Below are 24,272 nucleotides of genomic sequence, written 5' to 3'. Positions count from 1 at the left end.
CCACCTATAATTGCACAAAGACCATTCCGTGACAGCATCGACGATTTCCCCTGTGCCTGAAAAAGACAATGCAAGAGACACTGCAAAAGACAGGCACAACAGCCATGCCCGTGGCCGTGAGAAACTGAAGGCCCATCTGGCCGTTCTGCTGTTTGCCGTGTTGCTCGCCACCTCCTTTTCCTTCGGTGGCATGGCGACCCACATGATCGATCCGATTGCGGTCCAGGCGCTACGCTATATCGTCACCATCGCCATCACAGCTTTCCTGTGCTTCCGCATTAAGCGCTATCCGCTCAAAGCGCCACGTCGCCCGGTGCGCTTCGTGATTATCGGCGCGCTGATGGCCACCTATATGATCAGCATGTTCATCGCCCTGCAATTTACCGCCCCTGTGGCGACCGGGGCGATCTTCACGATGATGCCGCTGATGAGCGCAGGCTTCGCCTGGCTATTGATGCGCCAGAAAACCCGTGGCCGGGTGATGGTCAGCCTGGTGATTGCCGCCATCGGCGCGATCTGGGTGATCTTTCGCGGCGATGTGCAGGCGCTGATCCATTTCGACATCGGTAAGGGCGAGCTGATCTACCTCGTCGGCGTCACCGCGCATGCGATTTACGTGCCGCTACTGCGCAAATTCAACGAGAACGAACCGGCGCTGATCTTCATGTTCTGGTCGGCGGTGGGGACGCTGGCCTTCATTCTGGTGCCGGGCCTGCCCCGGCTGATCGCCCTCGATTATGCCTCGATCTCCTGGCTTGGCTGGGGTCTGGTGCTCTATCTGGCTGTCGTGACGACGCTGATTACCTTCCTTCTGCTGCAATATGCCTCGCAACGCCTGCCCGCCCCCAAAGTGCTGGCCTATAGCTACCTGACGCCGAGCTTCATCATTCTGCTGGAAGGCGCCATGGGCCATGGCTGGGCACCGATGGCCGTATTTGCCGGGGCGCTAATCACCGCCGCCGGACTTCTCGCCATGGCCATTTTGCCAGACTGATACCGTCCTACCTTCAAATTCCCGGCTGTAGACCGCGCAGGAAAAGCCCTTCCAGAAACCTTGCGGCATTCTCGAACCGCTCGTCTTCCGCCGACCCCGCGCCCAGCACGGCGCGCACCTGCACGTCGAAATCGGCATAATGCTGGGTGGTGGACCAGATCGAAAAAATCAGGTGATAGGGGTCGCAGGCGACAAGCTTGCCCGCCATGATCCAGCTGCGAATGACCCCGGCCTTCTCATCGACCAGATCTTTCAACGGCCCTTTCAGCACATCCTCGATAATGGGTGCACCCTGGAGCACTTCATTGGCAAACAACCGGCTTTCGCGCGGAAAATCACGGGCCATTTCCAGCTTGCGGCGGAGATAGCTGCGGATTTCCTCCTGCGGATCGCCCTCGGCATCAAAGGCGCGCAGCGGCTCCAGCCACGTCTCCAGCAGCCGGTCCATCAGCAGCCGGTGCATCGCCTCCTTGGTGCGGAAATAATAGAGCAGGTTGGGTTTCGACATGCCCGCCACCTCGGCGATCTGGTCGATGGTCGAGCCGCGAAAGCCGCGCATGGAAAACACGTCCAGCGCCGCCTGCAGGATGACCTCCTCCTTTTCCTCCTGAATCCGCGTCCGCCTCTGCGTCCTTGATGCCCTGGCAATCGCCATGCTCTCTCCCTGTCTTCCCCATGCCTGCCTGCGCCTTGCTGCTTCCAACCCTGCCCCGGAAGCAACCAGACGCGCCTCAAAAAAATAGGCGAAAGCTTTGACCGAATTTTTCGCGTTTTTCGGCTTGAGTGCGACGCCGGAAGTTGTAATGTTTACCAATCGGTCAAATATCAATCACTGCCCTCAGAAAGGCAATGGTTGAGACCGAAACAAAGGCTCAAAAATAACAAGAGCTAACAATGATGGGAACAGCGGTTTTCGATGGGCATCGAAATCCCTGCACAAATTAGGATTGATAAGATGACGGCTCACCCCGGTGCGAACCTGCGCGTAAATGCTGACCGGCTGTGGGACAGCCTGATGGACATGGCCAAGATTGGCCCCGGTGTGGCAGGCGGCAACAACCGCCAGACCTTGACCGACGAAGACGCCGAAGGTCGCGCGCTGTTCCAGAGCTGGTGCGAAGCGGCAGGCATGACCATGGGCGTGGACCAGATGGGCACGATGTTCGCCACCCGCCCCGGCACCGACCCGGATGCCCTGCCCGTCTATGTCGGCTCCCACCTCGACACCCAGCCCACCGGCGGCAAGTATGATGGCGTGCTGGGTGTGCTGGCCGCGCTGGAAGTGGTGCGCTCCATGAACGATCTTGGCGTTAAAACCAAGCATCCGATTGTTGTGACCAACTGGGCCAATGAGGAAGGCGCACGCTTTGCCCCGGCCATGTTGGCGTCTGGCGTTTTTGCGGGCATGCATACGCTGGATTACGCCTATTCGCGCAAAGACCCGGACGGCAAGACATACGGCGATGAGCTGAAACGCATTGGCTGGCTGGGCGAGGAAGAAGTGGGTGCGCGCAAAATGCACGCCTATTTCGAATATCACATCGAGCAAGGGCCTATTCTCGAAGCTGAAAATAAACAGATTGGCGTTGTTACCCACTGTCAGGGCCTGTGGTGGCTGGAATTTACGTTGACGGGCCGTGAAGCGCACACTGGCTCGACCCCCATGAACCTTCGCGTCAACGCTGGTCTGGCCATGAGCCGCATCATCAAGATGGTGCAGGATGTGGCGATGAGCGAACAGCCGGGTGCTGTTGGCGGCGTTGGCCAAGTGTTCTTCTCGCCCAATTCGCGCAATGTGCTGCCGGGCAAGGTGGTGTTTACGGTGGATATTCGCACGCCCTCCCAAGACAAACTCGACCGGATGCGGGCGAAGATTGAAGCCGAAGCCGCAACAATTTGCGAAGCTCTGGGCGTTGGCTGCGCGGTGGAAGCCGTCGGCCATTTTGACCCCGTCACCTTTGACCCCACACTGGTGGGCCGCGTGCGCGATGCTGCCGAGCGACTGGGTTACAGCCACATGAACATCATTTCCGGCGCTGGCCACGACGCCTGCTGGGCAGCGCGGGTTGCGCCATCGACGATGATTATGTGCCCTTGCGTCGGCGGGCTTTCGCATAATGAGGCCGAGGAGATTTCCAAGGACTGGGCGAGTGCTGGGTGTGATGTGTTGTTGCATGCGGTGTTGGAGACGGCGGAGGTTGTGGGGTGATGGGCAGCAGGATCGTTTTGATCTGCCGCTTACCCCCCTCTGCCCTGCCGGGCATCTCCCCCTCAAGGGGGGAGATCAGATAGACGACACGCCCAATCCTACGACATAAAATAGGGATGCGAGGCAAACCGCAGATCTATCTCTCCCCATGAGGGGGAGATGGCTGGCAAGCCAGAGGGGGGTGAGCCGGAAATATAAACGCTTGAATGACAACCAAAAACAAACACGGGTGAACACACATGAGCACAGTCATCAAAGGCGGCACTATCGTCACCGCCGATCTCACCTATAAAGCCGATGTAAAAATCGACGGCGGGATCATCACCGAAATTGGCCCCGACCTCTCCGCCGATACCGTGCTGGATGCCTCCGGCTGTTACATCATGCCGGGCGGTATTGATCCGCATGTGCATCTGGAAATGCCGTTTATGGGCACCTATTCCGCCGATGATTTTGAAAGCGGTACCCGTGCGGGTCTGGCTGGTGGCACCACCATGGTGGTGGATTTCTGTCTGCCCGATCCCGGCCAATCGCTGCTGGAAGCGCTGACCCGCTGGGACAATAAATCCACCCGCGCCAATTGCGATTACTCCTTCCACATGGCCATCACCTCTTGGGATGAGCGCATTTTCAACGAGATGCAGACCATTGTGCAAGACAAGGGCATCAACACTTTCAAGCACTTTATGGCCTATAAGGGGGCCTTGATGGTGAATGATGACGAGATGTTCGCCTCCTTCTCGCGCTGCGCCGAACTGGGCGCGCTGCCGCTGGTGCATGCTGAAAATGGCGATGTGGTCGCGGCCATGTCGGCCAAGCTGCTGGCTGAGGGCAATGACGGGCCGGAAGCGCACGCCTATTCCCGCCCGGCTGAAGTGGAGGGCGAAGCCACCAACCGCGCCATCATGCTGGCCGATATGGCAGGTGTGCCGCTCTATGTGGTGCATACCTCTTGCGAACAGGCGCATGAGGCCATCCGCCGCGCCCGGCAAAAGGGCATGCGCGTCTATGGCGAGCCGCTGATTCAGCATCTGACACTGGATGAGAGCGAATATTTCGACAAGGATTGGGACCACGCCGCCCGCCGGGTGATGTCGCCGCCGTTCCGCAACAAGCAGCATCAGGATAGTCTCTGGGCGGGCCTGCAATCCGGCTCGCTGTCTTGCGTTGCCACCGACCATTGCGCCTTTACCACAGAGCAAAAACGGTTTGGCGTTGGCAATTTCACCAAAATCCCCAATGGCACCGGCGGGTTGGAAGATCGCCTGCCGATGCTGTGGACCTATGGCGTCACCACGGGCCGCCTGACCATGAATGAGTTCGTGGCCGTCACTTCCACCAACATCGCCAAAATCCTCAATATCTATCCGAAGAAGGGCGCGATCCTTGTGGGGGCCGATGCCGATATTGTGGTGTGGGACCCGAAGCGCTCCAAAACCATCTCGGCCAGTAACCAGCAATCGGCCATTGATTACAACGTGTTCGAGGGCAAAACCGTCACCGGCTTGCCGCGCTTTACCCTGACCCGTGGTGTGGTGGCGATTGAGGAAAGCACTGTGAAAACGCAGGAAGGCCACGGCAAGTTTGTCAAGCGCGAGCCTTATCCGGCGGTGAGCAAGGCGCTGTCTACGTGGAAGGAACTGGTGTCGCCGCGCAAAGTCGAGCGTACGGGCATTCCGGCCAGCGGGGTTTAAGTTGGAAAATCGTCAAGCCATAGTCCTTCTCGCGGCTTATTGCTGTGCAATTCTGGCAGGGTTGATCCTTTTAGAAATCACAGTCATTCTAGCAAAAGCAGCAGGTCCCGTTGTCTCAGGAAAGACCGAGTTTTCATGGTCATCTCTCAGGCATTCGATAGCATCCATGATGCACATACTTCCAGTTGCCTTGATTATCGGATTTCCGTTGGCCCTTTTTGGTGCATTACCTTTCACGGGATTATTCTTGGCCGCGGCAGGTAAATTTTGGCCAACATCACAAAAGAGCTTTGTAATTTATGGAAGTATTATTCCCGGTTTTAGTATATTAATTCTTCTAGCTATTTTCATACCCCCACCGATAACAACGATAAATCCTACAGGAATTTGGCCAATAGATTATTGGCCATTCAGTAATCAGCCAATAAAATCTTTCATGGATTATACTTTATCCATGTTGAACTTCATTATTTTGGCCATGCCGAGTGGTGCCTTTGCCGGGTATGTCTTTTGGCGAATGGGATTTCGTAATGACCCCGTGAACTAACAAAAGATGAATGTGAAAACATGACAACATCCCCCTACTCCGTCGTCTCCGCCAAAGACCTCTGTCTCACCTTCCAGACCAATGATGGACCAGTACACGCGCTGTCCAACGTGGATCTGGAGGTGAAAAAGGGTGATTTTGTTTCCTTCATCGGCCCATCCGGCTGTGGCAAGACCACGTTTTTGCGTGTCATTGCCGATCTGGAAAAGCACACATCCGGCACCATTACCGTCAATGGCATGACGCCGGAGAATGCGCGCAAGGAGCGCTCCTACGGCTATGTGTTTCAGGCGGCAGCGCTTTATCCGTGGCGCACGATTGAGCAAAATATTGCCCTGCCGCTGGAGATCATGGCCTATAGCCCGGATGAGAAGAAAAAGCGGATTGAGCAGACGCTGGAACTGGTCAATCTTGCAGGCTTTGGCAAGAAATTCCCCTGGCAGCTCTCCGGCGGCATGCAGCAGCGCGCCTCCATTGCCCGCGCGCTTGCCTTTGATGCCGACCTGCTGTTGATGGACGAACCCTTTGGCGCACTGGATGAAATTGTCCGCGACCATTTGAACGAGCAATTGCTGAAACTCTGGGATAGCACCAACAAGACCATTTGTTTTGTCACCCACTCGATTCCGGAGGCCGTTTATCTCTCTACCAAAATCGTGGTGATGAGCCCCCGGCCCGGTCGCGTGACCGATGTGATTGAATCGACCCTGCCACGGGAGCGACCGCTGGATATTCGTGAAAGCCCGGAGTTTTTGGCCATTGCCCATCGGGTGCGCGAAGGTTTGCGGGCGGGGCATAGTTATGAGGAATAGACTGCTCCCCATCCTCACCGTCATCCTCGCCATCCTGATCATCTGGCATGTCTTCGTGGTCATTCTCAACGCGCCCTTCGTGCGCGATCAGGCGGCGCGGGCGGGTGAGACAATCACCACAGCGCAAGTGATTGAGCAAACCTTCAATCAGGAACGCCCCGTCCTTCCCGCTCCGCACCAGATTATTGCCGAGCTGTGGGATACAACCATCGACAAGCCCATCACCTCCAAGCGCAGCCTTGTTTATCACGCATGGATAACCCTCTCCGCCACACTGATGGGCTTTGGCATGGGCACAGCCCTTGGCATTTTGCTGGCCATTGCCATTGTGCATAACCGGGCGGTGGATAAATCGCTGATGCCATGGGTGATTGCCAGCCAGACCATTCCCATCATTGCCGTGGCCCCGATGATCATTGTGGTGCTGAACGCCATTGGTATTTCCGGCCTGATGCCCAAGGCGCTGATTTCCACCTATCTCTCCTTCTTTCCGGTGGTGGTCGGCATGGTCAAAGGCCTGCGTAGCCCGGATGCCATTCTGATTGATCTGATGCGCACCTATTACGCCAGCAACACCCAGACATTTTGGAAACTGCGCATGCCAGCCGCCATGCCCTATCTGTTTACCTCGCTGAAAGTGGCCATTGCGATTTCGCTGGTGGGAGCCATTGTGGGGGAATTGCCAACCGGGGCCGTCGCTGGCCTCGGCGCGCGGCTGCTGTCTGGCTCTTACTATGGCCAGACAGTGCAAATCTGGGCAGCACTGTTTATGGCGGCGGGGTTGGCGGCGCTGCTGGTGGCCATCGTCGGGCTTGCCCACACGGCGGTTCTGAAACGCATGGGAGAGCGGGCATGAGTGGGTATCTGCTGTTTGCGCTGATCTTCTGGCTGGTGGCATGGGGCATAAATGAATGGCTGGTGCGCCAGCATTTCGCCGCCCTGCCAGCCCAGCGTGCCGCCAATATCGCAGTGCCGCTGCTGTTTGGCATCACGCTGCTGGTCATCTGGGAATGCGTGGTGCGCGGGTTTGACATCCCCTCCATTCTGCTGCCCGCCCCCAGCATGATCTGGACCCGGCTGATCCATTCGCTGCCCATCCTCTGGGCTGATTTCCAGCAAACGTTTTTGAAATCGGTGCTATCAGGCTATGTCGCAGGCTGTGGCCTTGGCTTTATCGTTGCGGTGTTGATTGATCGTTCACCCTTCCTGAAACAAGGCCTGTTGCCGATTGGCAATTTCGTCTCGGCCCTTCCGGTGGTCGGCGTGGCCCCAATCATGGTGATGTGGTTCGGGTTTGATTGGCCGTCAAAGGTGGCGGTCGTGGTGATCATGACCTTCTTTCCCATGCTGGTAAACACCGTGCAGGGCCTATCTGCGGCAAGCCCGATGGAGCGCGATTTGATGCGCACCTATGCCGCCAGCTGGTGGCAGACGTTGATCAAGCTCCGGCTTCCCGCCGCATGGCCGTTTATCTTCAACGCCTTGAAAATCAATTCAACGCTGGCGCTGATTGGTGCCATTGTGGCGGAGTTTTTCGGCACCCCCATTGTTGGCATGGGCTTTCGCATTTCCACCGAGGTTGGCCGCAGCAATGTGGATATGGTCTGGGCCGAAATTGCGGTGGCGGCACTGGCGGGTTCGGTTTTCTATGGTTTGGTGGCGCTGGCTGAAAAAGCCGTCACCTTCTGGCATCCGTCTGTCCGTGGTGGGCAGGTAAGATAAAACATGAGATAACAAGAGAGGGAACGATCATGAAAAGCAAAATCACCACACTGCTTATGGCTGCTGGCATTTCCATGCTGGCTATGCAGGCCCATGCGGCAGACAAGCTGACCCTGCAATTGAAATGGGTCACACAGGCGCAGTTCGCTGGCTATTACGTCGCCAAAGACAAGGGCTATTACAAAGAAGAAGGCCTCGATGTGGACATCAAGCCCGGCGGCCCGGATATTGCGCCTGCGCAAGTGCTGGCTGGTGGCGGTGCCGATGTGATTGTCGATTGGTTGCCATCCGCCTTGGCCACCCGCGAAAAAGGTGTTCCGCTGGTCAATATCGCCCAGCCGTTCAAGCATTCGGGCATGATGCTGACCTGTCTGAAGGAAAGCGGCGTCAAGACACCTGCCGATTTCAAGGGCAAGACGCTGGGCGTGTGGTTCTTCGGCAATGAATATCCGTTCCTGTCGTGGATGGCGCATCTTGGCATCAAAACCGATGGCAGCGCTGATGGCGTGAAAGTGCTGAAGCAGGGCTTCAACGTTGATCCGCTGTTGCAAAAGCAGGCCGCCTGCATTTCCACCATGACCTATAATGAATACTGGCAGGTCATCGATGCCGGTATCAAAGCGGATCAACTGATCACCTTCCCCTATGAGAAGGAAGGCGTTGCCACGCTGGAAGACGGCCTTTATGTGCTGGAGCCAAAGCTGAAAGATCCGGCCTTCAAGGAAAAGATGGTCAAGTTCGTCCGCGCCTCGATGAAGGGCTGGAAATGGGCTGAAAAGAACCCGGACGAGGCCGCTGGTATCGTGCTGGACAACGACGCCTCCGGAGCCCAGACCGAAAAGCATCAGAAGCGGATGATGAGTGAAGTTGCCAAGCTGACGGAAGGCTCCAAGGGCGCGCTGGACGAGGCCGATTACAAGCGCACCGTGGCCACCCTGCTCGGCGGCGGTTCCGATCCTGTCATATCCAAAGAACCCGTGGGTGCTTATACCCATGAAATCACCGATGCAGCGCTGAAATAGTCAGATCAAACTTTCAATTTTATCGTGTATTCGCCGCCAGGGTTCTCATACCGTTCCCTGGCGGCGGGGTTCCCAGAGGCTGACTGAGCGGCCCCGCTGAGCTTGCCCTAACCCTTTTATTTCATGGGATTTTCATATTGGCACAGGCCCGACTACCGCGTGCGGGCAAAACCGGGTTTACCACACAAGCCGATCCGCGATCAGGTCGAAGCCACGCGCTTTCCTTTAACTATTATTGCAATGCAACCTCTTCGCTGCACCGGCTCTGTCTGCGGCGGGATTGCGCTGCAACCGGCCCTGTCGTAACGTAACCCTATTAAAAACCCGGGTTTTCCGTTGATCGGCAAACCTGACATTGTATTTAAAACCATTTCGACAATATTAGCGTATTATGGGTTTTCCATAGATCCCCAGGGATTTGAATAGACATGTTTGAAATCGTATCGTCCCTGGTCACAGCGCGCCCCGGGAAAAAGGCTCGCGCCCACCCTGCCTTCATCCGCAAGGCCGCGATCCGGCGTGATAAATCAGACATTGGGAGGATACCAGGAGTGACAGACAGTCGGGTTGGAACTTCGCGCGTCAGGCCAATCATCCTCGTTCTGACGCTGCTGCTATCGGTTAGCCAGGGCGGTTTTATACCTGCCGTGAAAGCGCAATCTCCTGAGCCCGCAGCCAGCACCGATGCCCAGCTCCCGGCCATCGTCGTTGCGAAAGCCAGCACCCAGAGCCTGACCGACAAGGTGATCGGCACCGGAAGCATCAAGGCGGTGGAGGAAATTTACGTCCAGCCTGAAGTGGATGGAATAGCCATTCGCAATCTCCTGGCCGATGTCGGCGACAAGGTGAAGGCCGGTCAGGTTCTGGCAACGCTGGATGGCGACAGCCTGATCCTGCAAAAGGCGCAGTATGCCGCCAACCAGGCCAAGGCCGAGGCCTCGCTTGCCCAGTACAAGATCCAGTTGATCGATGCGCAGGCCAGTGCAGCAGAAGCGGAGCGGCAATTGGCGCGAGGCCAGTCGCTGGTCTCCGGCGGCACGATTTCCACCGCCCAGGTCCAGCAATATGAGACCTCTGCCATCAATGCCCGCAACAAGGTGGACAGCGCCCGCCAGTCCATCGCCATTGCCGAGGCCGAATTGAAAGTGGTGATCAGCCAGGTCGCCGATCTCAACCTGAAACTGGCCCGCACCGATATCAAGGCGCCGTTCGGCGGGTTGATCACCGCCCGCAATGCCCGCATCGGCGCCATTGCTGCCGGCTCCGGCCAGCCGCTGTTCACCATTATCCGCGACAGCAAGATCGAGCTGGTGGCCGAAGTGTCCGAAAGCGATATGCAAAAAATGCGAATAGGCCAACCGGCCGAAATTGCCATTGCTGGACAGGCAACGCCGATCAGCGGCCATGTGCGGCTGATCTCTCCCGCCGTCAGCCCCACGACGAGGCTCGGTGAGGTGCATGTTCTGCTTGATGATAGCGATGCGGCCCGTCAGGGCATGTATGCCAGCGCCTTGATCACCATCACCTCCGCCTCGGGCATTGCCCTGCCCTTATCGGCAATCGACAGCGGCAAGGCCGGCAGCTTTACCCGCATCGTTGATAATGGCGTGGTCCGGCAGGTGAAAATCGAGACCGGCATTATCGAAAACGGCTTTATTCTGGTGACATCTGGCGTCAAGCCGGGCGATCTGGTGGTGCTGAAAGCAGGCGCTTTCGTGCGCGATGGCGACAAGGTCAGGCCGGTGCTTGAAACCGTGAACCAGACCGGCGCAATATCCAACTGACGAGGCAAGACGATGAATTTCTCCGCCTGGTCAATCCGCAATCCGATAGCACCCCTGTTGGGCTTCTTCCTGCTGATGGTGCTGGGCATCCAGTCCTTCAACAGCCTGCCCATTACCCGCTTTCCGAATATCGATGTGGCTGTCGTGTCGATCAGCGTCACCCAGAGTGGGGCGTCGCCGTCGGAACTGGAAATGCAGGTGACCAAGGAAATCGAGGATGCGGTCGCCTCGATCAACGGCGTCGACGAGATTTCCTCCAAGGTCAATGACGGCGTGTCGGTCACTTCGGTGGTGTTCCGCATCGAAATTCCCACCCAGCAGGCCGTTCAGGATGTCAAGGACGCGGTGGATCGGATCCGCAACGATCTGCCCGCTGGCGTCGATGAGCCGATTGTCAACAAGGTCGATGTCGAAGGTCAGGCAATCCAGACCTTTGCCGTCTCCGCCCCGAACATGACGCTCGAAGAATTGTCGTGGTTCGTCGATGACACGATCAAACGCGCCCTCCAGGGCCAGAAAGGCATTGGCCGCATCGACCGGATTGGCGGTGCCGACCGCGAGATCCGTATTGAGCTGGACCCGGATCGGCTGAACGCGCTGGGTATTACCGCCGCCGACGTCAACAAGCAATTGCGCGGCACCAATGTCGATATCGGCTCGGGACGGGGCCAGGTGGCTGGCGCCGAACAGGCGATCCGCGTGCTGGGCGATACCCGTAATGTCCAGGCGCTCGCCAGCACCACCATTGCCATTTCCTCGGACCGCTTCGTCAAACTTGCCGATCTTGGCCGGATCATCGACAGCTATACGGAGCCAAAAAGTTTCGCCCTGTTCGACAACCAGCCGGTGGTGTCCTTCTCGGTGTTCCGCTCCAAGGGGGCCTCCGATGTGGCCGTCGCCGAACTGGTGGCCAAGAGCCTCGATGAGGTGCGGGCCAAAAATCCTGATGTCGGCATCAACCTGATCAGCGATTTTGTCTATTTCACCTATGGCAATTACACCGCCGCTATCGATACCCTGCTGGAAGGGGCGATCCTGGCGGTCATCGTGGTGTTCCTGTTCCTGAAAAACTGGCGGGCAACGCTTATTTCGGCCATTGCCCTGCCGCTTTCCGCCATACCGACCTTCTGGATCCTCGAGATGATGGGCTTTTCGCTCAATCTCGTCAGCTTCCTCGCCCTGACACTGGCGACCGGCATTCTGGTGGACGACGCCATCGTCGAAATCGAAAACATCGCCCGTCATATCAAGATGGGCAAGACGCCCTATCGGGCCGCCATCGAAGCTGCCGATGAAATCGGTCTTGCGGTGATCGCCACCACCTTCACAATCGTGGCGGTGTTTGTGCCCGTGTCCTTCATGGGCGGCATTCCCGGTCAATATTTCATCCAGTTCGGCCTGACGGTGGCCTTTTCCGTGCTGTTTTCGCTGCTGGTCGCCCGGCTGATCACCCCGATGATGGCCGCCTATCTGATGCGGCCGGAAGACGGCCATGACGAGGACGAAGGGCAGGAAGGCCGCTTCATGCGGCTCTATACGCGGCTTGTCCTGACGACCACCAGCACATGGTATCGCCGCTATCTGACACTGGCGGCAGCGCTGGTGTTTCTGGTGGTATCGGTCGGCCTGCTGATGCAGGTTCCGACCAGCTTCCTGCCGCCCGAAGATGCCGGGCGTATCACGCTTTCAATAGAACTGCCGCCCAATGCCACGCTTGATGAAACCGAAAGCCGGGCCAGGCAGATCACCGAGACCCTGAAGCCGCTTGCTGGCGTGCAATCGGTATTTGTCCAGGGCGGCACCTCGCCCAGTGGCGATCTGGAACTGCGGCGGGCGTCCGTAACCCTGCAACTCTTCCGCATCGAGCATTCGCTGGTCAAAACCGTGGTCAACAAACTGATCGGTGGCCTGCCGCTGATCGGCCCTCACCTGCCGAAAATGACCGTCGACGGTCGCACGATCCCGCAATGGCAGATCGAAAAACAGGTCTTTGCCAAACTGCACGACATTCCCGATATGCGCGTCCAGAAGATGAACGATCGCGGTGCCCGCGACATGGCATTCTACTTCCTCTCCAAGAACGAAGAGGATCTGACCGAGGCGGTCAGCATTCTGGAAGCAAAGCTGCGCACCGTGCCAGTGCTGGCCAATGTCAGCGCCGATGGCTCGCTGCCGCGCCCGGAATTGCAGATCCGTCCGAAAACCGATGAAATGGCAAGATTGGGCATTACCGCCCAGCAGGTTTCCGAAACTCTTCGAGTCGCAACCATCGGCGATATCGATGCGCAATTGCCGAAAATCTCGCTGGACGGTCGGTTGATCCCGATCCGGGTTCAGGCGGCGCTTGGCCAGCGTCGCGACCTTGGCGCCATAAGGGCGTTGAAAATCAAGTCTGCCGCCGGTTCCATGGTGCCGCTCTCCACCGTGGTCGATATTGACTACACGCAAGGCATCAGTTCGATCAAACGCAATCACCGTGACCGTGTGGTCTCGATCGGCGCCGACCTGCCGCAAGGCGTGGCGCTCGATACGGCGACGGCAGCCTTCAAGCAGGCCGTTGCCTCCGCCAAGATTCCCGCCAGCGTCTATCTGAAGGAAACCGGCGACACCAAGGTCCAGAAGGAAATGCTGGCGAGCTTCGTCAATGCGATGATCCTTGGCCTGCTGCTGGTGCTGATCGTGCTGATCCTGCTGTTCAAGGACATCATCCAGCCCTTCACCATCCTTTTGTCGCTGCCGCTGGCCGTCGGCGGCGTGGCCGTGGCGTTGATCATCACCCATAATGCACTGTCAATGCCCGTGCTGATCGGTATCCTGATGCTGATGGGGATTGTCACCAAGAACGCCATCCTGCTGATCGATTTTGCCATCGAAATGCGCCGCCACGGCATGGAACGTGTCGAAGCGATGGTCGAGGCGGGCCGCAAACGCGCCAGACCGATCATCATGACCTCGATTGCCATGTCGGCGGGCATGCTGCCCTCGGCGCTGGGCGTCGGCGAAGGCGGCTCGTTCCGCTCCCCCATGGCCATCGCCGTGATCGGCGGCATCATCGTCTCGACGGTGATGAGCCTTGTCGTCGTCCCCTCCTTCTTCCTTGTCATGGACGATCTGTCACGCCTGCTGGGCGTCGTCTTCGGCAGGCTGGTCGGCGCCAAGGAACAGGAACGAGAGCCGCTCGACACCGCAACACTCACCGATTTACACGACCAGACCGCGGCCCAGATCTCCACGCTCGAAGCCCGCATGGATGGCCTGGAAGCCGGTGCTGCCCATCCGCCAAGACGCCTCTCAGCGGGACCGTTCGGACGGGATTGATACGAAAACCATTGAAAATGACAGATCCCACAAGGCGATACGGCAGCCATAGCGTATCGCCTTGTGCCGGGTTCGGTTTTCCACCCGAAGCCCCTGCTTAATCCGTTGAACGGAGCTGCAATCACGCAAACCTGTGATTGTAATTGGCTATTGATCGAAATCAAACCATTGGCCCGATTTTCCCATTAGATTACCCCCATCGACCAGTGGCGGGGGCCGATGGTGGGAAAGAGGGCGCCGTCTTGCACCAATGGGAACAGCTATGATGTCCCACGCAAGACCGAGCCGTTGCGACCACCCATTCCCCTTATGAACCATACCGCTATCAGGCGGGCGCTGCTGCGCAAGGGCTGAAGGAAAAGGACGGTCTGGCCGTGAACAAGGTTTTGAATTTGAACAGTCGCGATCGCAATATTCTGGTAAAATCACCCCTGATGGCCACGCTCGGCCCGGGCTCTTTAAACCGGATGCTGGAACTGGCGACAGTGTTGAGCTTCGAGGCGCGCGATATTCTGTTTCGCGAGGGCGACCCTGCCGATTATTTCTATTGCGTGCTGACCGGCTATGTCCGCCTCTATCGCCTGAACAAGGACGGACGCGAAGCCGACATCCGCATCAGCGGCGGTGGTGATACCTTTGCCGAAAGCCTGTTGGCCATGGGCGATACCTATCACTATAACGCCCAGGCGGCGGAGCATGTGACCGTGGCGCGATTTGATCTCGCCAAAGTACGCCAGCTTGCAGAGCAGGAAAACGACATCGCCCGTTCAGTGATCCGCTGCCTGTCCAATTATCTGCGCAGCACCATGGATTGCATCGCCAATGACCGACTGCAAACCGCTCCGCAACGCGTGGCGCAATATCTGATCGACAATTGCCCCAATAGCGGCGGTGCCGTATCGATCCGCCTGCCCTTCCAGAAAAGCCTGCTGGCCGGCAAGCTGGGCCTTGCGCCCGAAGCCCTGTCACGCGCCTTTTCCACCCTGCGGCACAGCGGCGTCACTGTGCGCGGCCGGATGGTCCAGATCAACGATGTCAACACACTCCGACAGATTTGACAGGCATCGCATCACTCAAAAGGGTCGCGAGAGATTTTCCAAATGATCTGTTCCTGTCGCCTTTCCGATATAATGTCAGGTTTTGAAGATCGAAAATGGTGAAAGGGACAAGTGGAAAACGGGGCATATATCCGCTTTTCTCGCTTTCGCTTTTCCCGCCTTCCTCAAAGATCAGGCCGCGACGAAATCCCAGCCTGTATCTGCCTTTTCCACCCGCACGAAACCGGAAACATGGCCGCCTGAGGCAGTCCAGCCTTTTTCGCTTGCATGGGTGAAGATGGTCCGGCGGCTGTCGGCGCCCTGTCTGGCATCCGCGTCATAGATGAAGCAGAAATCGGGATCATCAAGCTGAAGTTTGGGCGCATGCACAAGATCGCCCCAAAGCACGAGCTTTTCCGCCCCCTCACCAATCAGATAGCCGGAGTGACCAGGCGTGTGGCCGGGCATGGAAACCATCTCTATTTCAGGAAGCAGGGGCCCTTCCGGGACAGGGCGCACACGATCTGGGTAGATTTCCAGCAGGCGGGCAGCGATGTCGAAGCCACCACGCCGATAGACGGGGATGGTCTCCTTCAGCGCGACATTGGTAAAAAAGGCCAGATCCGCTTGCGGGACGACGATTTCCGCGTCGGCAAAATATTGTCCAGCGTCGTCAAAAAGGCCCAGCGCATGGTCGCCATGCAAATGGGTGAGGAGAACCCGGCGCACATCAGCGCGGCTTATTCCAGCCCTTTCCAGCGCAGCCCTTCCAAGCCCCAGTTCAGGACCCCAATAAGGGCCTGTTCCCGCATCGACCAGGGTAATGCCGTCAGCGCCCGACAGCACGAAGAAATTGACGTCCATATCAATGGTGGGTGCCGGCCACGCCGCGACCGCCGCATTTCGCACCACGTCACTGCTGGCGTGATCCAGATGTTCAATCGGCGCTCTAAAAACACCATCGACCATGATCGTCACATCATAGCACCCGAAACGACATATATCCGTCATGTCAAAGGCCCCCATGGCTTTCAAGGAACCGAACGATGTCGGCCACGCCCTCGCCACGCTTCAGGTCGGAAAACACATGCGGACGGGCCTCGCGCATACGCGCCGCATCGCGATCCATCACATCAAGATCCACCTCGACATAGGGTGCCAGATCCTTCTTGTTGATGACCAGTAGATCCGAGCGGGTAATGCCCGGCCCGCCTTTGCGGGGAATTTCCTCGCCCTGACAGACCGAGATTACATAGATCGTCACATCAGCCAGATCGGGCGAAAAGGTCGCGGCCAGGTTGTCGCCACCGGATTCGATGAAAATCACGTCGAGATCGGGAATGCGCTCGTTCAGTCCGGCAATCGCCTGGAGATTGATTGACGCATCCTCCCGGATCGCCGTATGCGGACAGCCGCCGGTCTCCACGCCCACCACCCGGTCAGAAGACAGCGCTTGCATGCGGATCAAAGCGTCGGCATCCTCACGGGTGTAGATATCATTGGTGACGACGGCCACCGAATAGCGGTCACGCATCGCCTTGCACAGCTTTTCCGTCAGCGCCGTCTTGCCCGAACCGACCGGGCCACCAATTCCGACCCGCAACGGACCATTTGCCGATTTCATGCTTTTCCCCTTGTTATTCTCTTGTTCTTCGCCAAGCTTCTACAGCTGGCGATATCACGACCGGAACAGTCGCACAGCTTGACCTTCATGGCGCGCCGAAACGATGTCTGCGGCAATCGTCGCGCTGCCAAGATCGTCCAACCCCGACTGAACGGCCCGGGCAGCTAGGCTTGCCACAAGCGCCTCGAGCCGCGATAGAATGGCGAGGCCACCGGTCTGGCCGATCAGGCTGAGGCGAATACCCGCCGAGACCTGCTGCGACAGGGCCGCATGCAAATAGGCGGCAAGCGCGGCCTCGCAACCTATCCCCTGACTGGCGCCAACCGCCCCAACCGCCACCGGATAGGCGACTGGATTGGGCGACAGAGCCGAAAGCGGGTCCGCCCAGCGGCGAGCCGCATCGCGAAACGCGGCGCCGAGCGCCGTCGTTTCCTGATAGCGCTCCCGAGAGCCGGCCAGCGCCAGCGCCAGATCCGACACCTCGGTTAGGGACTGCGGCATATTCCAGACCCGCCAGGCCTCAGCCAGAAGCACCGCATCGTTCCAAATTGCGCCATGGTCCAGCAGCGATGTCAGCCAGGCCAGCAACGCCTCTTGCCGCCCGGTCGCGGTCCCGTCACCATCGATCAACCCATCCTCGACCGCCTTTTCCAGTCCACCGGAATAGGCAAAGCCGCCCACGGGAAAGGCCGGCGAGAGCCATGTCATCAGCCGGATCAGGCCGAGCGTATCGAGAGCAATGGTCATGGTCGATCAGGAATGGGCGTGATGGGCATGTGACCCATGGCTGTGATAAGCGCCACGCACCGGCTGAAACGGCTCCACCACCTCGCTGACCGTCGCGCCCAGCCCCTCCAGCATGGCGCGGATCACCGGATCACGGCCGATCAGGATGCGGTCCAGCTCGATTTGGGCAGGGAGATGACGGTTGCCAAGATGCCAGGCCAGTTCCAGCAGATGCTGCCCGTCGCGCGGCTCAATCGCGTAGAGCCGCTCATCGGCGGCCTTCACCGCGATCTGGTCGCCGTTATCAAGCACCAGACGGTCGCCATCGGCAAACAGCACCGCTTCCTTAAGGTCCAGCATCACCATCTCGCCATCGGCTAGATGCAGCAGCTTACGACGCAAATGGCGCATGTCATGGGCCAGAACAACCGTCGACACCGCCGGATCAAGGGCATCTGAGGCCGGAAGATAAGAGATCACACGCAGCATCGGCACTCCATGACCCTGCGGATCGCCAATGGCTCCGCAACGCTTATATCGATTCACTAAACCGGATTTGGCCGACAGCCTTGGATAAAGCGACAGCCTTGACAGGCGCCGAGTTTGCGCAAAACAAAGGCCGGGCGCAACAGGCAAATGGGCCTGTGCCGTTGTTATCGCAAATATCAAAGCAATGATCGGGCAGTTTAGGAGACGGCCTGGATAGCCTGTTTCAACGGTTGCGGGCCATGGGTCATTTCATGCACGATACAGTTGCGGCCATTGGCCTTGGCACGGTAAAGCGCGCGGTCGGCCGCCGCATAGACCACTTCCGGCCGCCTTTCCGGCGAAATTTCCGCAACGCCGATCGAGATGGATGTCGAGATCAACCGACCGTCGAAATGCAGCCGAAGGTCGGAAATGCTGCGGCGGATCATGTCGATCCGCTCAAACCGCTGCTGGATCGTGTCGCCCTGGATGATCAAACCGAATTCCTCGCCGCCAAGCCTGGCCGTGACATGCGGATCATTGGCGAAATGGCACAGAATGTCTGCCACGGCCCGAATGACGAAATCGCCGGCGCTGTGGCCGTAAGCATCGTTGATCGACTTGAACCAATCGAGATCGGCGATGGCCAGCGAAGCGTTCCCCTCCGTCTGGTCCAGCGCTTCCGAAAAGGCACGCCGGTTCAGCAGGCCGGACAGACCGTCAATCCTGCTCAGATGCTCGTATTTTGCCTTGGCGATGGCGAGACTACGGATTTCACGCGCCACAAAGACGCCGGTGAATGTGGCCACGAAACTGCCCAACAACCAGCTCATCGCCACGCTGAGCTTGACCGCATCAATGATCGGCATCGGCACCAGACCCAGCACCCAACAGAACGGCAGGGCAACGATCTGAAAGCCAAGTGCCAGGGAAACGGACGAAAACATCAGATGCATGACAAAGCTGAAAATGTTTCCCCTTTGCGAGAGATCTTCAAATCCTCGGCGCAGCGAAAGCCAGTTCAATATTCGAATCAATTGCCGCCCCCTTCTCTGCTTTTCTCTGGGATAGGCCTGTTTTGTGTGTCGTTTCCTAAATCAATACCTAGAATTTTAACGATTGATTGTATGGGCCATCGCATCATTTCAATACACGAACAGCCAAAACAGATCATCCGGGCAAAGGCAGGGGCGCGAGTGCATAAAGCGATACAGCGAACTTTAGTGCACCATGTTGGGTGGACGGCGCTGTAGCGGAAATACCAGCGGCCCGCGCATCACCGAAACGAAAAAACCCGGCACGCAGCCGGGTTTTTCTGATCTCGCAGACGTGTTTAATCGCGCCTACGAAGGTTTGTTGAAAATCAGTCGTCGTCTTAGGCCGCCTGCTTTTCCTTCAGCTTTTCCAGGATATTCTGCGGCGAAGACACACCATAAGGGTCGCTATCGCAATTGTCGGAATAGCCTTCTTCTTCGAACCACTGCTCCACTACGCCATCGTTGATGATAGCCGCATAGCGCCAGGAGCGCATGCCGAAGCCGAGATTGTCCTTGGACACCAGCATGCCCATCTTGCGGGTGAACTCGCCGGAGCCATCGGGAATGAGCTTGACATTGGCCAGGCCCTGCTGCTTGCCCCAGGCATTCATAACGAAAGCATCATTGACCGAAATGCAGTAGATGTCGTCAATGCTGGCAGACTGGAACTCGCTATAAAGCTTTTCGAAATCCGGCAGTTGGAAGGTCGAGCAGGTGGGAGTGAAAGCACCCGGAAGCGAAAAGAGCACGACTTTCTTGCCCTTGAAGTAATCATCCGAGGTCATATCTTGCCAACGGAAGGGGTTTGGGCCACCGACCTCTTCATCGCGAACGCGGGTACGAAACGTGACGCTGGGCACTTTTCTGCCAATAAGCATCGCTGATCTCCTTTGATAGACATGATGAAGCGTAAAAATGATGAAAAGCGGCCTTTTACCGGGCCACCGGGATCAGCCTTTCGATTACCGCATAACCATGTGCGGCGCAGCATAAAACAGCATGCTGGACGCCGCAGCATGCCTGACATGCGCATAGTGCATGGCGGACCCCATTCGGCATTGCATAATGATGACCAGTTTCGCTTTTAACGCGGCAAAAGCTCAAACCGGGCAAACCGGCCTATTGCGCGCGCTGTATAGAAGACCAACCGCGATGCCTTGGCCACTGCTGCCTCGACAGCAACGTATGCAATCGATCACAACTTTAACAAAGCTTCATAATAGCACATTATTGCCCTAATTTAAGATCTATACCTTTAATGGTTGATGCAGAGGGCGATTATCACATAAAAAAACAGACAAAACAGATCTTGAAGCATTGCAAAAAACTTTGTTGCGTATTTTAATCCGGAAATATTCGACCTTAACGATTTGTTAAGAATTTGCACAAAATTCGGCATCGAAACAGGCTTTCGAATGCCAATCGCCGACAGAAGATCTTTTTTGGTATTGGGTAGGGTTGGAGACGGAAACGATGTTGAATGCGAAAAAGCAGCCTATGACCCGGCATGTATTGCCGGTCGTAGAAGACACCAATGGTCCGGTGGGCAGAGCCATTGACCGGGACCCCTCCGTCAGAAATACCCGTTTGTCGGTGCTAGCACCGACCCGTTACCCCTGGCGCTTCAATTCACCGCGCCACAGCCGGCACATGATCGAAAATCGCAATTTTGTGCCGATGAACTACGTATCGCCGAAGCTGGAAGGCATCACGGTCCTGTCGCCATTTCCGCCGCGCCGGTTCGACCTCATCCATGCGTTCAACCGGATACCGATGAGCGCGACGCCCTTCATGATCTCTTTTGAATCCCATATGCCGCGCGGCTTCGGCATTGAGACCTCAGCACTTTATGCCTTCATGACCCGGCGTCTGATTTCCGACCGCTGTCTCGGGATCGGCGCGATTTCCGAACATGCGCGCCGGATCTTTCAAAAGACCCATAGAAATAACCCTGCCTATGAGGCGCTGAACAGGAAGCTGTTCATGCGCTATCCAAATATGGAAATCGAAGAGCGACCGGATACGTTCAACGACGAAAACCAGGGGCCGATCCGCGTCGTCTTCGTCGGAAATCACTTTGCCCGCAAGGGCGGTTGCGTTGGCGTGCGCATGGCCGAACTCGCCATGGAGCGCGGCATTCCGCTGGAAGTCGATATCGTCTCCACGGTGGAAGTCGGACCGATGTCCTGGACTGACCCGTTGGCGCCCGGTTACTTCGACCGTTACCGCAAATTGTTGAGCCTGCCGAATGTTCGCCATGTCCAGAACATTCCCAATAGCGAAGTGCTGAAAATCCTGCGCAATGCGCATTTCTCGCTGCTGACCACATTCTGCGACACATTCGGCTTCAGCGCCATTGAATCCGAGGCCAATTACGTGCCGGTGATCGCCACGAAACAGGGCGCCCTGCCGGAATTCATCAAGCACCGGCAAAATGGCATCCTGCTCGACATGGAGACCAATGATATCGGTGAGTGGAAACACATTGCCGACGACCGCAGCACGCCGGAATTTGCCGAGATCCATGCCCGCGAGATCGAGCGACTGGCCGAAGAAAGCCTGAACGAAGTCGTCGCCGCCATGGCCGACCAGAATGCTTACAAAGCCATGCGCCAAGCCGCCTATCGCACTGCAAAGACGATGTTTTCGGCGAAGGATGCCAATGAATTCTGGGACGATTTTTATGTGGAAGCTTTGAATGAGTACCGGACGGGCCACAATTCCTCCGGGCTGATGCAAAAGCCGTTTTCAGGCTGAACCCGTTTCAGTGGCGATGCTGTCTGCCTTTGAAAGAGGGCGACGGGAGTGGACGTTAAAGCGTCGCCGCCTCTTCAATTCTAATAGATTTAAGGGAAGGTAGAGGTGGGCTATCAGCCCACCACATTCGCTTTTCCGCCTTCGATAACGATGTGCCGTCCTTCATTCTCCATAAAACGCCAGTCCTCGGCCTGCGAACCATCCGGGAAAATTTGCAGGCGATAACCACCTGACAATTGGAGATCAGCTCCACAATATCTGTCGCATGTTACGGACTGGACAATGAGATGATCCGTGGCATTTACAAAGGACTTAGTGGCTTCGTCGTAACCTTGCAGCAAGGCCGCAATCCGCACGAATTGCAACGTACCAAATTGAGGATCCTCGACGTTTACAGGAGCACCCTCCTCAGGCTCCATGAAACGATCTGAGGACCCTGTCACGATCCCATTCTCCGTGACAATCCGCCAGGAGCATTGGATATGGAGCGCATGAGATCCCGTCGTTCCTGGTCTTCCCCGTGTTGAATGATGGGGGCGAATGGAGCCAAAATGGAAAACTTTCATATCTGCCGCATTGCGGGCAATGCTTAAAGGCAGACCGACAAGAACTTGCAGACTGTCCTGCAAGAAGGCTTGATTTTCAGATTCAGACATCACCACTAATCGCAATAATACCAAGGCTCTGACATGCGCATGCATCCTCGCCTTGAAGAGATTGCAAATATCTCAAATGCTTGCACGGCTTGAGATATTTGCAAAAGGAATACGATGAACCATTTTCAATGACTCATCGTATAACTCCCATCAAAACAAGAAATACCGCTGTGCCATCGGCAAAACAGTGGCCGGTTCGCAGGTCAGCAATTCGCCATCAGCGCGCACTTCATAGGTTTCAGGGTCGACCTCGATATGCGGTGTCAGGCTGTTGTGGATCATCGACGCCTTGGAAATGCCGCCGCGGGTGTTTTTTACCGCCAGCAATTGCTTGGAAACGCCGAGCCGCGCCGCCAGACCTACGTCCAACGAGGCCTGAGACACGAAGGTGACGGAGGAGTTGGTGCGGGCCTTGCCATAGGCGCCGAACATATGCCGGTAATGCACCGGCTGCGGCGTCGGGATCGAGGCGTTGGGATCACCCATCGGGGCGGCGGCAATCGAGCCTCCAAGCAGCACCATATCCGGTTTGACGCCGAAAAAGGCCGGGTTCCAGATCACCAGATCGGCGCGCTTGCCGATTTCAATCGAGCCGATTTCATGGGAGAGACCATGGGCAATGGCCGGGTTGATGGTGTATTTGGCGATGTAGCGCTTGACGCGCATATTGTCGTTCTCGCCGGTTTCCGATGGCAGCCGTCCGCGCTGCCGCTTCATCTTGTCGGCCGTCTGCCAGGTGCGGATCGCAACTTCGCCGACCCGGCCCATGGCCTGGCTGTCCGACGAAATGATCGAAAACGCGCCGATATCGTGGAGAATGTCTTCCGCCGCAATGGTTTCCTTGCGGATCCGGCTTTCGGCAAAGGCGATGTCTTCCGGGATCGACGGGCTCAAGTGATGGCAGACCATCAGCATGTCCAAATGCTCGGCCAGCGTATTGATCGTATAGGGCCGCGTCGGATTGGTGGAAGACGGGATCACATTCGGCTGGCCGCAGATCTTGATGATGTCAGGCGCATGGCCGCCGCCTGCCCCTTCGGTGTGGAAGGCATGGATGGTGCGGCCCTTGATCGCGCTGATGGAATCCTCGACGAAACCGCTTTCGTTCAGCGTATCGGTATGGATCATCACCTGCACATCGTAGTCGTCGGCCACCGACAGGCAGCAATCGACGGCACCGGGGGTCGTACCCCAATCCTCATGCAGTTTCAGGGCGCAGGCACCGCCCAGCACCATTTCTTCCAACGCACCCGGCAGCGAGGCATTGCCCTTGCCTGCAAAAGCAAGGTTCATCGGGAAAGCATCCGCCGCCTCGATCATCCGGGCAATATGCCAGGGACCGGGTGTGCAAGTGGTGGCAAGCGTGCCATGCGCTGGGCCGGTGCCGCCGCCCAACATGCAGGTCAAGCCGCTCATCAGCGCTTCCTCGATCTGCTGCGGGCAAATGAAATGGATATGGCTGTCCATGCCGCCCGCCGTGACGATCTTGCCTTCCCCGGCAATCGCTTCCGTGCCGGGGCCGACAATGATATTGACGCCCGGCTGGGTATCGGGATTGCCCGCCTTGCCGATGGCAACGATACGACCGTCCTTCAAGCCGATATCCGCCTTGACGATGCCCCAGTGATCAACGATCAGCGCATTGGTGATGACGGTATCGACCGCGCCGTCCACGCGCGTCGCCTGGCTTTGCCCCATGCCATCGCGGATCACTTTGCCACCACCGAATTTCACTTCGTCGCCATAATGGGTGAAATCCTTTTCCACCTCAATGAACAGCTCGGTATCGGCCAACCGCACTTTATCCCCGGTCGTGGGGCCGAACATGCTGGCATAGGCGGCGCGGGACATTTTGAAAGGCATGG

The 24,272-nt window shown here is 57.3% G+C and carries 21 protein-coding genes; 12 read left to right on the top strand and 9 right to left on the bottom strand.

Going from position 1 to position 24,272, the window contains the following annotated elements:
- Positions 1-28: 28 nt before the first annotated feature.
- Positions 29-994, top strand: a complete 966-nt coding sequence (locus tag IEI95_RS13400; RefSeq protein WP_194416556.1) for a DMT family transporter — start codon at positions 29-31, stop codon at positions 992-994.
- Between the two features lie 13 nt (positions 995-1,007).
- On the opposite strand, the gene IEI95_RS13395 is transcribed toward IEI95_RS13400, so the two are convergent.
- A complete protein-coding gene (locus IEI95_RS13395) occupies positions 1,008-1,649 on the bottom strand; it encodes a TetR family transcriptional regulator C-terminal domain-containing protein (RefSeq protein WP_156535421.1) in 642 nt (213 codons plus the stop codon).
- 300 nt (positions 1,650-1,949) lie between these two features.
- On the opposite strand from IEI95_RS13395, the gene IEI95_RS13390 reads away from it, so the two are divergent.
- The 10 genes from IEI95_RS13390 (at position 1,950) to IEI95_RS13345 (ending at position 15,160) form a co-directional block, all read left to right on the top strand.
- Positions 1,950-3,203, top strand: a complete 1,254-nt coding sequence (locus IEI95_RS13390; RefSeq protein WP_156535419.1) for a Zn-dependent hydrolase — start codon at positions 1,950-1,952, stop codon at positions 3,201-3,203.
- A gap of 239 nt (positions 3,204-3,442) precedes the next feature.
- Positions 3,443-4,897: a dihydropyrimidinase gene (gene hydA / locus IEI95_RS13385; protein WP_156535417.1), complete on the top strand. Its 1,455-nt coding sequence runs from the start codon at positions 3,443-3,445 to the stop codon at positions 4,895-4,897.
- A 1-nt stretch (position 4,898) separates the two neighbouring features.
- Positions 4,899-5,444 carry a hypothetical protein gene (locus tag IEI95_RS13380; RefSeq protein ID WP_156535416.1) on the top strand — a complete coding sequence of 182 codons (546 nt, stop codon included), beginning with the start codon at positions 4,899-4,901 and terminating at the stop codon, positions 5,442-5,444.
- Between the two features lie 20 nt (positions 5,445-5,464).
- Entirely contained in the window at positions 5,465-6,256 is a 792-nt protein-coding gene (locus tag IEI95_RS13375; RefSeq protein WP_156535414.1) for an ABC transporter ATP-binding protein, read from the top strand.
- Complete coding sequence (locus tag IEI95_RS13370) at positions 6,246-7,112, top strand: ABC transporter permease (RefSeq protein ID WP_156535412.1); 867 nt, start codon at positions 6,246-6,248, stop codon at positions 7,110-7,112. Before IEI95_RS13375 ends, IEI95_RS13370 begins: the two co-directional genes overlap by 11 nt.
- Positions 7,109-7,978: an ABC transporter permease gene (locus tag IEI95_RS13365; RefSeq protein ID WP_156535410.1), complete on the top strand. Its 870-nt coding sequence runs from the start codon at positions 7,109-7,111 to the stop codon at positions 7,976-7,978. Before IEI95_RS13370 ends, IEI95_RS13365 begins: the two co-directional genes overlap by 4 nt.
- 29 nt (positions 7,979-8,007) lie before the next feature.
- Positions 8,008-9,000, top strand: a complete 993-nt coding sequence (locus tag IEI95_RS13360; protein WP_156537028.1) for an ABC transporter substrate-binding protein — start codon at positions 8,008-8,010, stop codon at positions 8,998-9,000.
- A gap of 551 nt (positions 9,001-9,551) precedes the next feature.
- The gene (locus IEI95_RS13355; RefSeq protein WP_234934223.1) at positions 9,552-10,784 is read left to right on the top strand and encodes an efflux RND transporter periplasmic adaptor subunit; all 1,233 of its coding nucleotides are present in this window, start codon (positions 9,552-9,554) and stop codon (positions 10,782-10,784) included.
- 12 nt (positions 10,785-10,796) lie between these two features.
- Positions 10,797-14,102 carry an efflux RND transporter permease subunit gene (locus tag IEI95_RS13350; RefSeq protein WP_156537029.1) on the top strand — a complete coding sequence of 1,102 codons (3,306 nt, stop codon included), beginning with the start codon at positions 10,797-10,799 and terminating at the stop codon, positions 14,100-14,102.
- 368 nt (positions 14,103-14,470) lie between these two features.
- Positions 14,471-15,160, top strand: coding sequence for a Crp/Fnr family transcriptional regulator (locus IEI95_RS13345; protein ID WP_041696996.1), 690 nt, complete (start codon positions 14,471-14,473; stop codon positions 15,158-15,160).
- A gap of 171 nt (positions 15,161-15,331) precedes the next feature.
- Here the strand turns inward: IEI95_RS13345 and aidB are convergent, their stop codons facing one another.
- The 6 genes from aidB to IEI95_RS13315 all read right to left on the bottom strand — a co-directional run bounded on the left by aidB (position 15,332) and on the right by IEI95_RS13315 (position 19,872).
- On the bottom strand, positions 15,332-16,150 hold the full coding sequence (gene aidB, locus IEI95_RS13340) for an AidB family quorum-quenching N-acyl homoserine lactonase (RefSeq protein WP_156537030.1): 819 nt from the start codon (positions 16,148-16,150) through the stop codon (positions 15,332-15,334).
- Position 16,151: 1 nt separating this feature from the next.
- Positions 16,152-16,763 carry an urease accessory protein UreG gene (ureG, locus tag IEI95_RS13335; protein WP_070149734.1) on the bottom strand — a complete coding sequence of 204 codons (612 nt, stop codon included), beginning with the start codon at positions 16,761-16,763 and terminating at the stop codon, positions 16,152-16,154.
- Positions 16,764-16,817: 54 nt separating this feature from the next.
- Positions 16,818-17,510 (bottom strand): urease accessory protein UreF, encoded by a 693-nt coding sequence (locus IEI95_RS13330; RefSeq protein ID WP_156537031.1) that lies wholly within the window; start codon positions 17,508-17,510, stop codon positions 16,818-16,820.
- Between the two features lie 6 nt (positions 17,511-17,516).
- Complete coding sequence (ureE, locus tag IEI95_RS13325; RefSeq protein WP_174111523.1) at positions 17,517-17,978, bottom strand: urease accessory protein UreE; 462 nt, start codon at positions 17,976-17,978, stop codon at positions 17,517-17,519.
- 197 nt (positions 17,979-18,175) lie between these two features.
- Positions 18,176-18,994, bottom strand: a complete 819-nt coding sequence (locus tag IEI95_RS13320) for a GGDEF domain-containing protein (RefSeq protein ID WP_139191449.1) — start codon at positions 18,992-18,994, stop codon at positions 18,176-18,178.
- Positions 18,995-19,332: 338 nt separating this feature from the next.
- On the bottom strand, positions 19,333-19,872 hold the full coding sequence (locus IEI95_RS13315) for a peroxiredoxin (protein ID WP_156638016.1): 540 nt from the start codon (positions 19,870-19,872) through the stop codon (positions 19,333-19,335).
- Between the two features lie 595 nt (positions 19,873-20,467).
- Here IEI95_RS13315 and IEI95_RS13310 point away from each other — a divergent pair.
- On the top strand, positions 20,468-21,751 hold the full coding sequence (locus tag IEI95_RS13310) for a glycosyltransferase family 4 protein (RefSeq protein ID WP_194416555.1): 1,284 nt from the start codon (positions 20,468-20,470) through the stop codon (positions 21,749-21,751).
- A gap of 113 nt (positions 21,752-21,864) precedes the next feature.
- Here IEI95_RS13310 and IEI95_RS13305 read toward each other — a convergent pair whose 3' ends face one another.
- Positions 21,865-22,407 (bottom strand): hypothetical protein, encoded by a 543-nt coding sequence (locus IEI95_RS13305; protein WP_041697003.1) that lies wholly within the window; start codon positions 22,405-22,407, stop codon positions 21,865-21,867.
- 150 nt (positions 22,408-22,557) lie between these two features.
- Positions 22,558-24,270, bottom strand: coding sequence for an urease subunit alpha (gene ureC, locus IEI95_RS13300; protein WP_194416554.1), 1,713 nt, complete (start codon positions 24,268-24,270; stop codon positions 22,558-22,560).
- Between the last annotated feature and the right edge of the window lie 2 nt (positions 24,271-24,272).

The sequence above is a fragment of the Agrobacterium vitis genome, from assembly GCF_014926405.1.
Lineage (GTDB): Bacteria > Pseudomonadota > Alphaproteobacteria > Rhizobiales > Rhizobiaceae > Allorhizobium > Allorhizobium vitis_H.
The sequence above is the reverse complement of the archived record's forward strand: the minus strand, read 5'-3'. Positions and strand labels throughout refer to the sequence as shown.

Bases quoted from the DNA above. Each gene is read 5' to 3' on its own strand.
- IEI95_RS13395 (WP_156535421.1), bottom strand. From the start codon at position 1,649: ATGGCGATTGCCAGGGCATCAAGGACGCAGAGGCGGACGCGGATTCAG.
- IEI95_RS13390 (WP_156535419.1), top strand. From the start codon at position 1,950: ATGACGGCTCACCCCGGTGCGAACCTGCGCGTAAATGCTGACCGGCTG.
- hydA (WP_156535417.1), top strand. From the start codon at position 3,443: ATGAGCACAGTCATCAAAGGCGGCACTATCGTCACCGCCGATCTCACC.
- IEI95_RS13375 (WP_156535414.1), top strand. From the start codon at position 5,465: ATGACAACATCCCCCTACTCCGTCGTCTCCGCCAAAGACCTCTGTCTC.
- IEI95_RS13370 (WP_156535412.1), top strand. From the start codon at position 6,246: ATGAGGAATAGACTGCTCCCCATCCTCACCGTCATCCTCGCCATCCTG.
- IEI95_RS13365 (WP_156535410.1), top strand. From the start codon at position 7,109: ATGAGTGGGTATCTGCTGTTTGCGCTGATCTTCTGGCTGGTGGCATGG.
- IEI95_RS13360 (WP_156537028.1), top strand. From the start codon at position 8,008: ATGAAAAGCAAAATCACCACACTGCTTATGGCTGCTGGCATTTCCATG.
- IEI95_RS13350 (WP_156537029.1), top strand. From the start codon at position 10,797: ATGAATTTCTCCGCCTGGTCAATCCGCAATCCGATAGCACCCCTGTTG.
- aidB (WP_156537030.1), bottom strand. From the start codon at position 16,150: ATGACGGATATATGTCGTTTCGGGTGCTATGATGTGACGATCATGGTC.
- ureG (WP_070149734.1), bottom strand. From the start codon at position 16,763: ATGAAATCGGCAAATGGTCCGTTGCGGGTCGGAATTGGTGGCCCGGTC.
- IEI95_RS13330 (WP_156537031.1), bottom strand. From the start codon at position 17,510: ATGACCATTGCTCTCGATACGCTCGGCCTGATCCGGCTGATGACATGG.
- ureE (WP_174111523.1), bottom strand. From the start codon at position 17,978: ATGCTGCGTGTGATCTCTTATCTTCCGGCCTCAGATGCCCTTGATCCG.
- IEI95_RS13315 (WP_156638016.1), bottom strand. From the start codon at position 19,872: ATGCTTATTGGCAGAAAAGTGCCCAGCGTCACGTTTCGTACCCGCGTT.
- IEI95_RS13310 (WP_194416555.1), top strand. From the start codon at position 20,468: ATGTTGAATGCGAAAAAGCAGCCTATGACCCGGCATGTATTGCCGGTC.
- IEI95_RS13305 (WP_041697003.1), bottom strand. From the start codon at position 22,407: ATGTCTGAATCTGAAAATCAAGCCTTCTTGCAGGACAGTCTGCAAGTT.
- ureC (WP_194416554.1), bottom strand. From the start codon at position 24,270: ATGCCTTTCAAAATGTCCCGCGCCGCCTATGCCAGCATGTTCGGCCCC.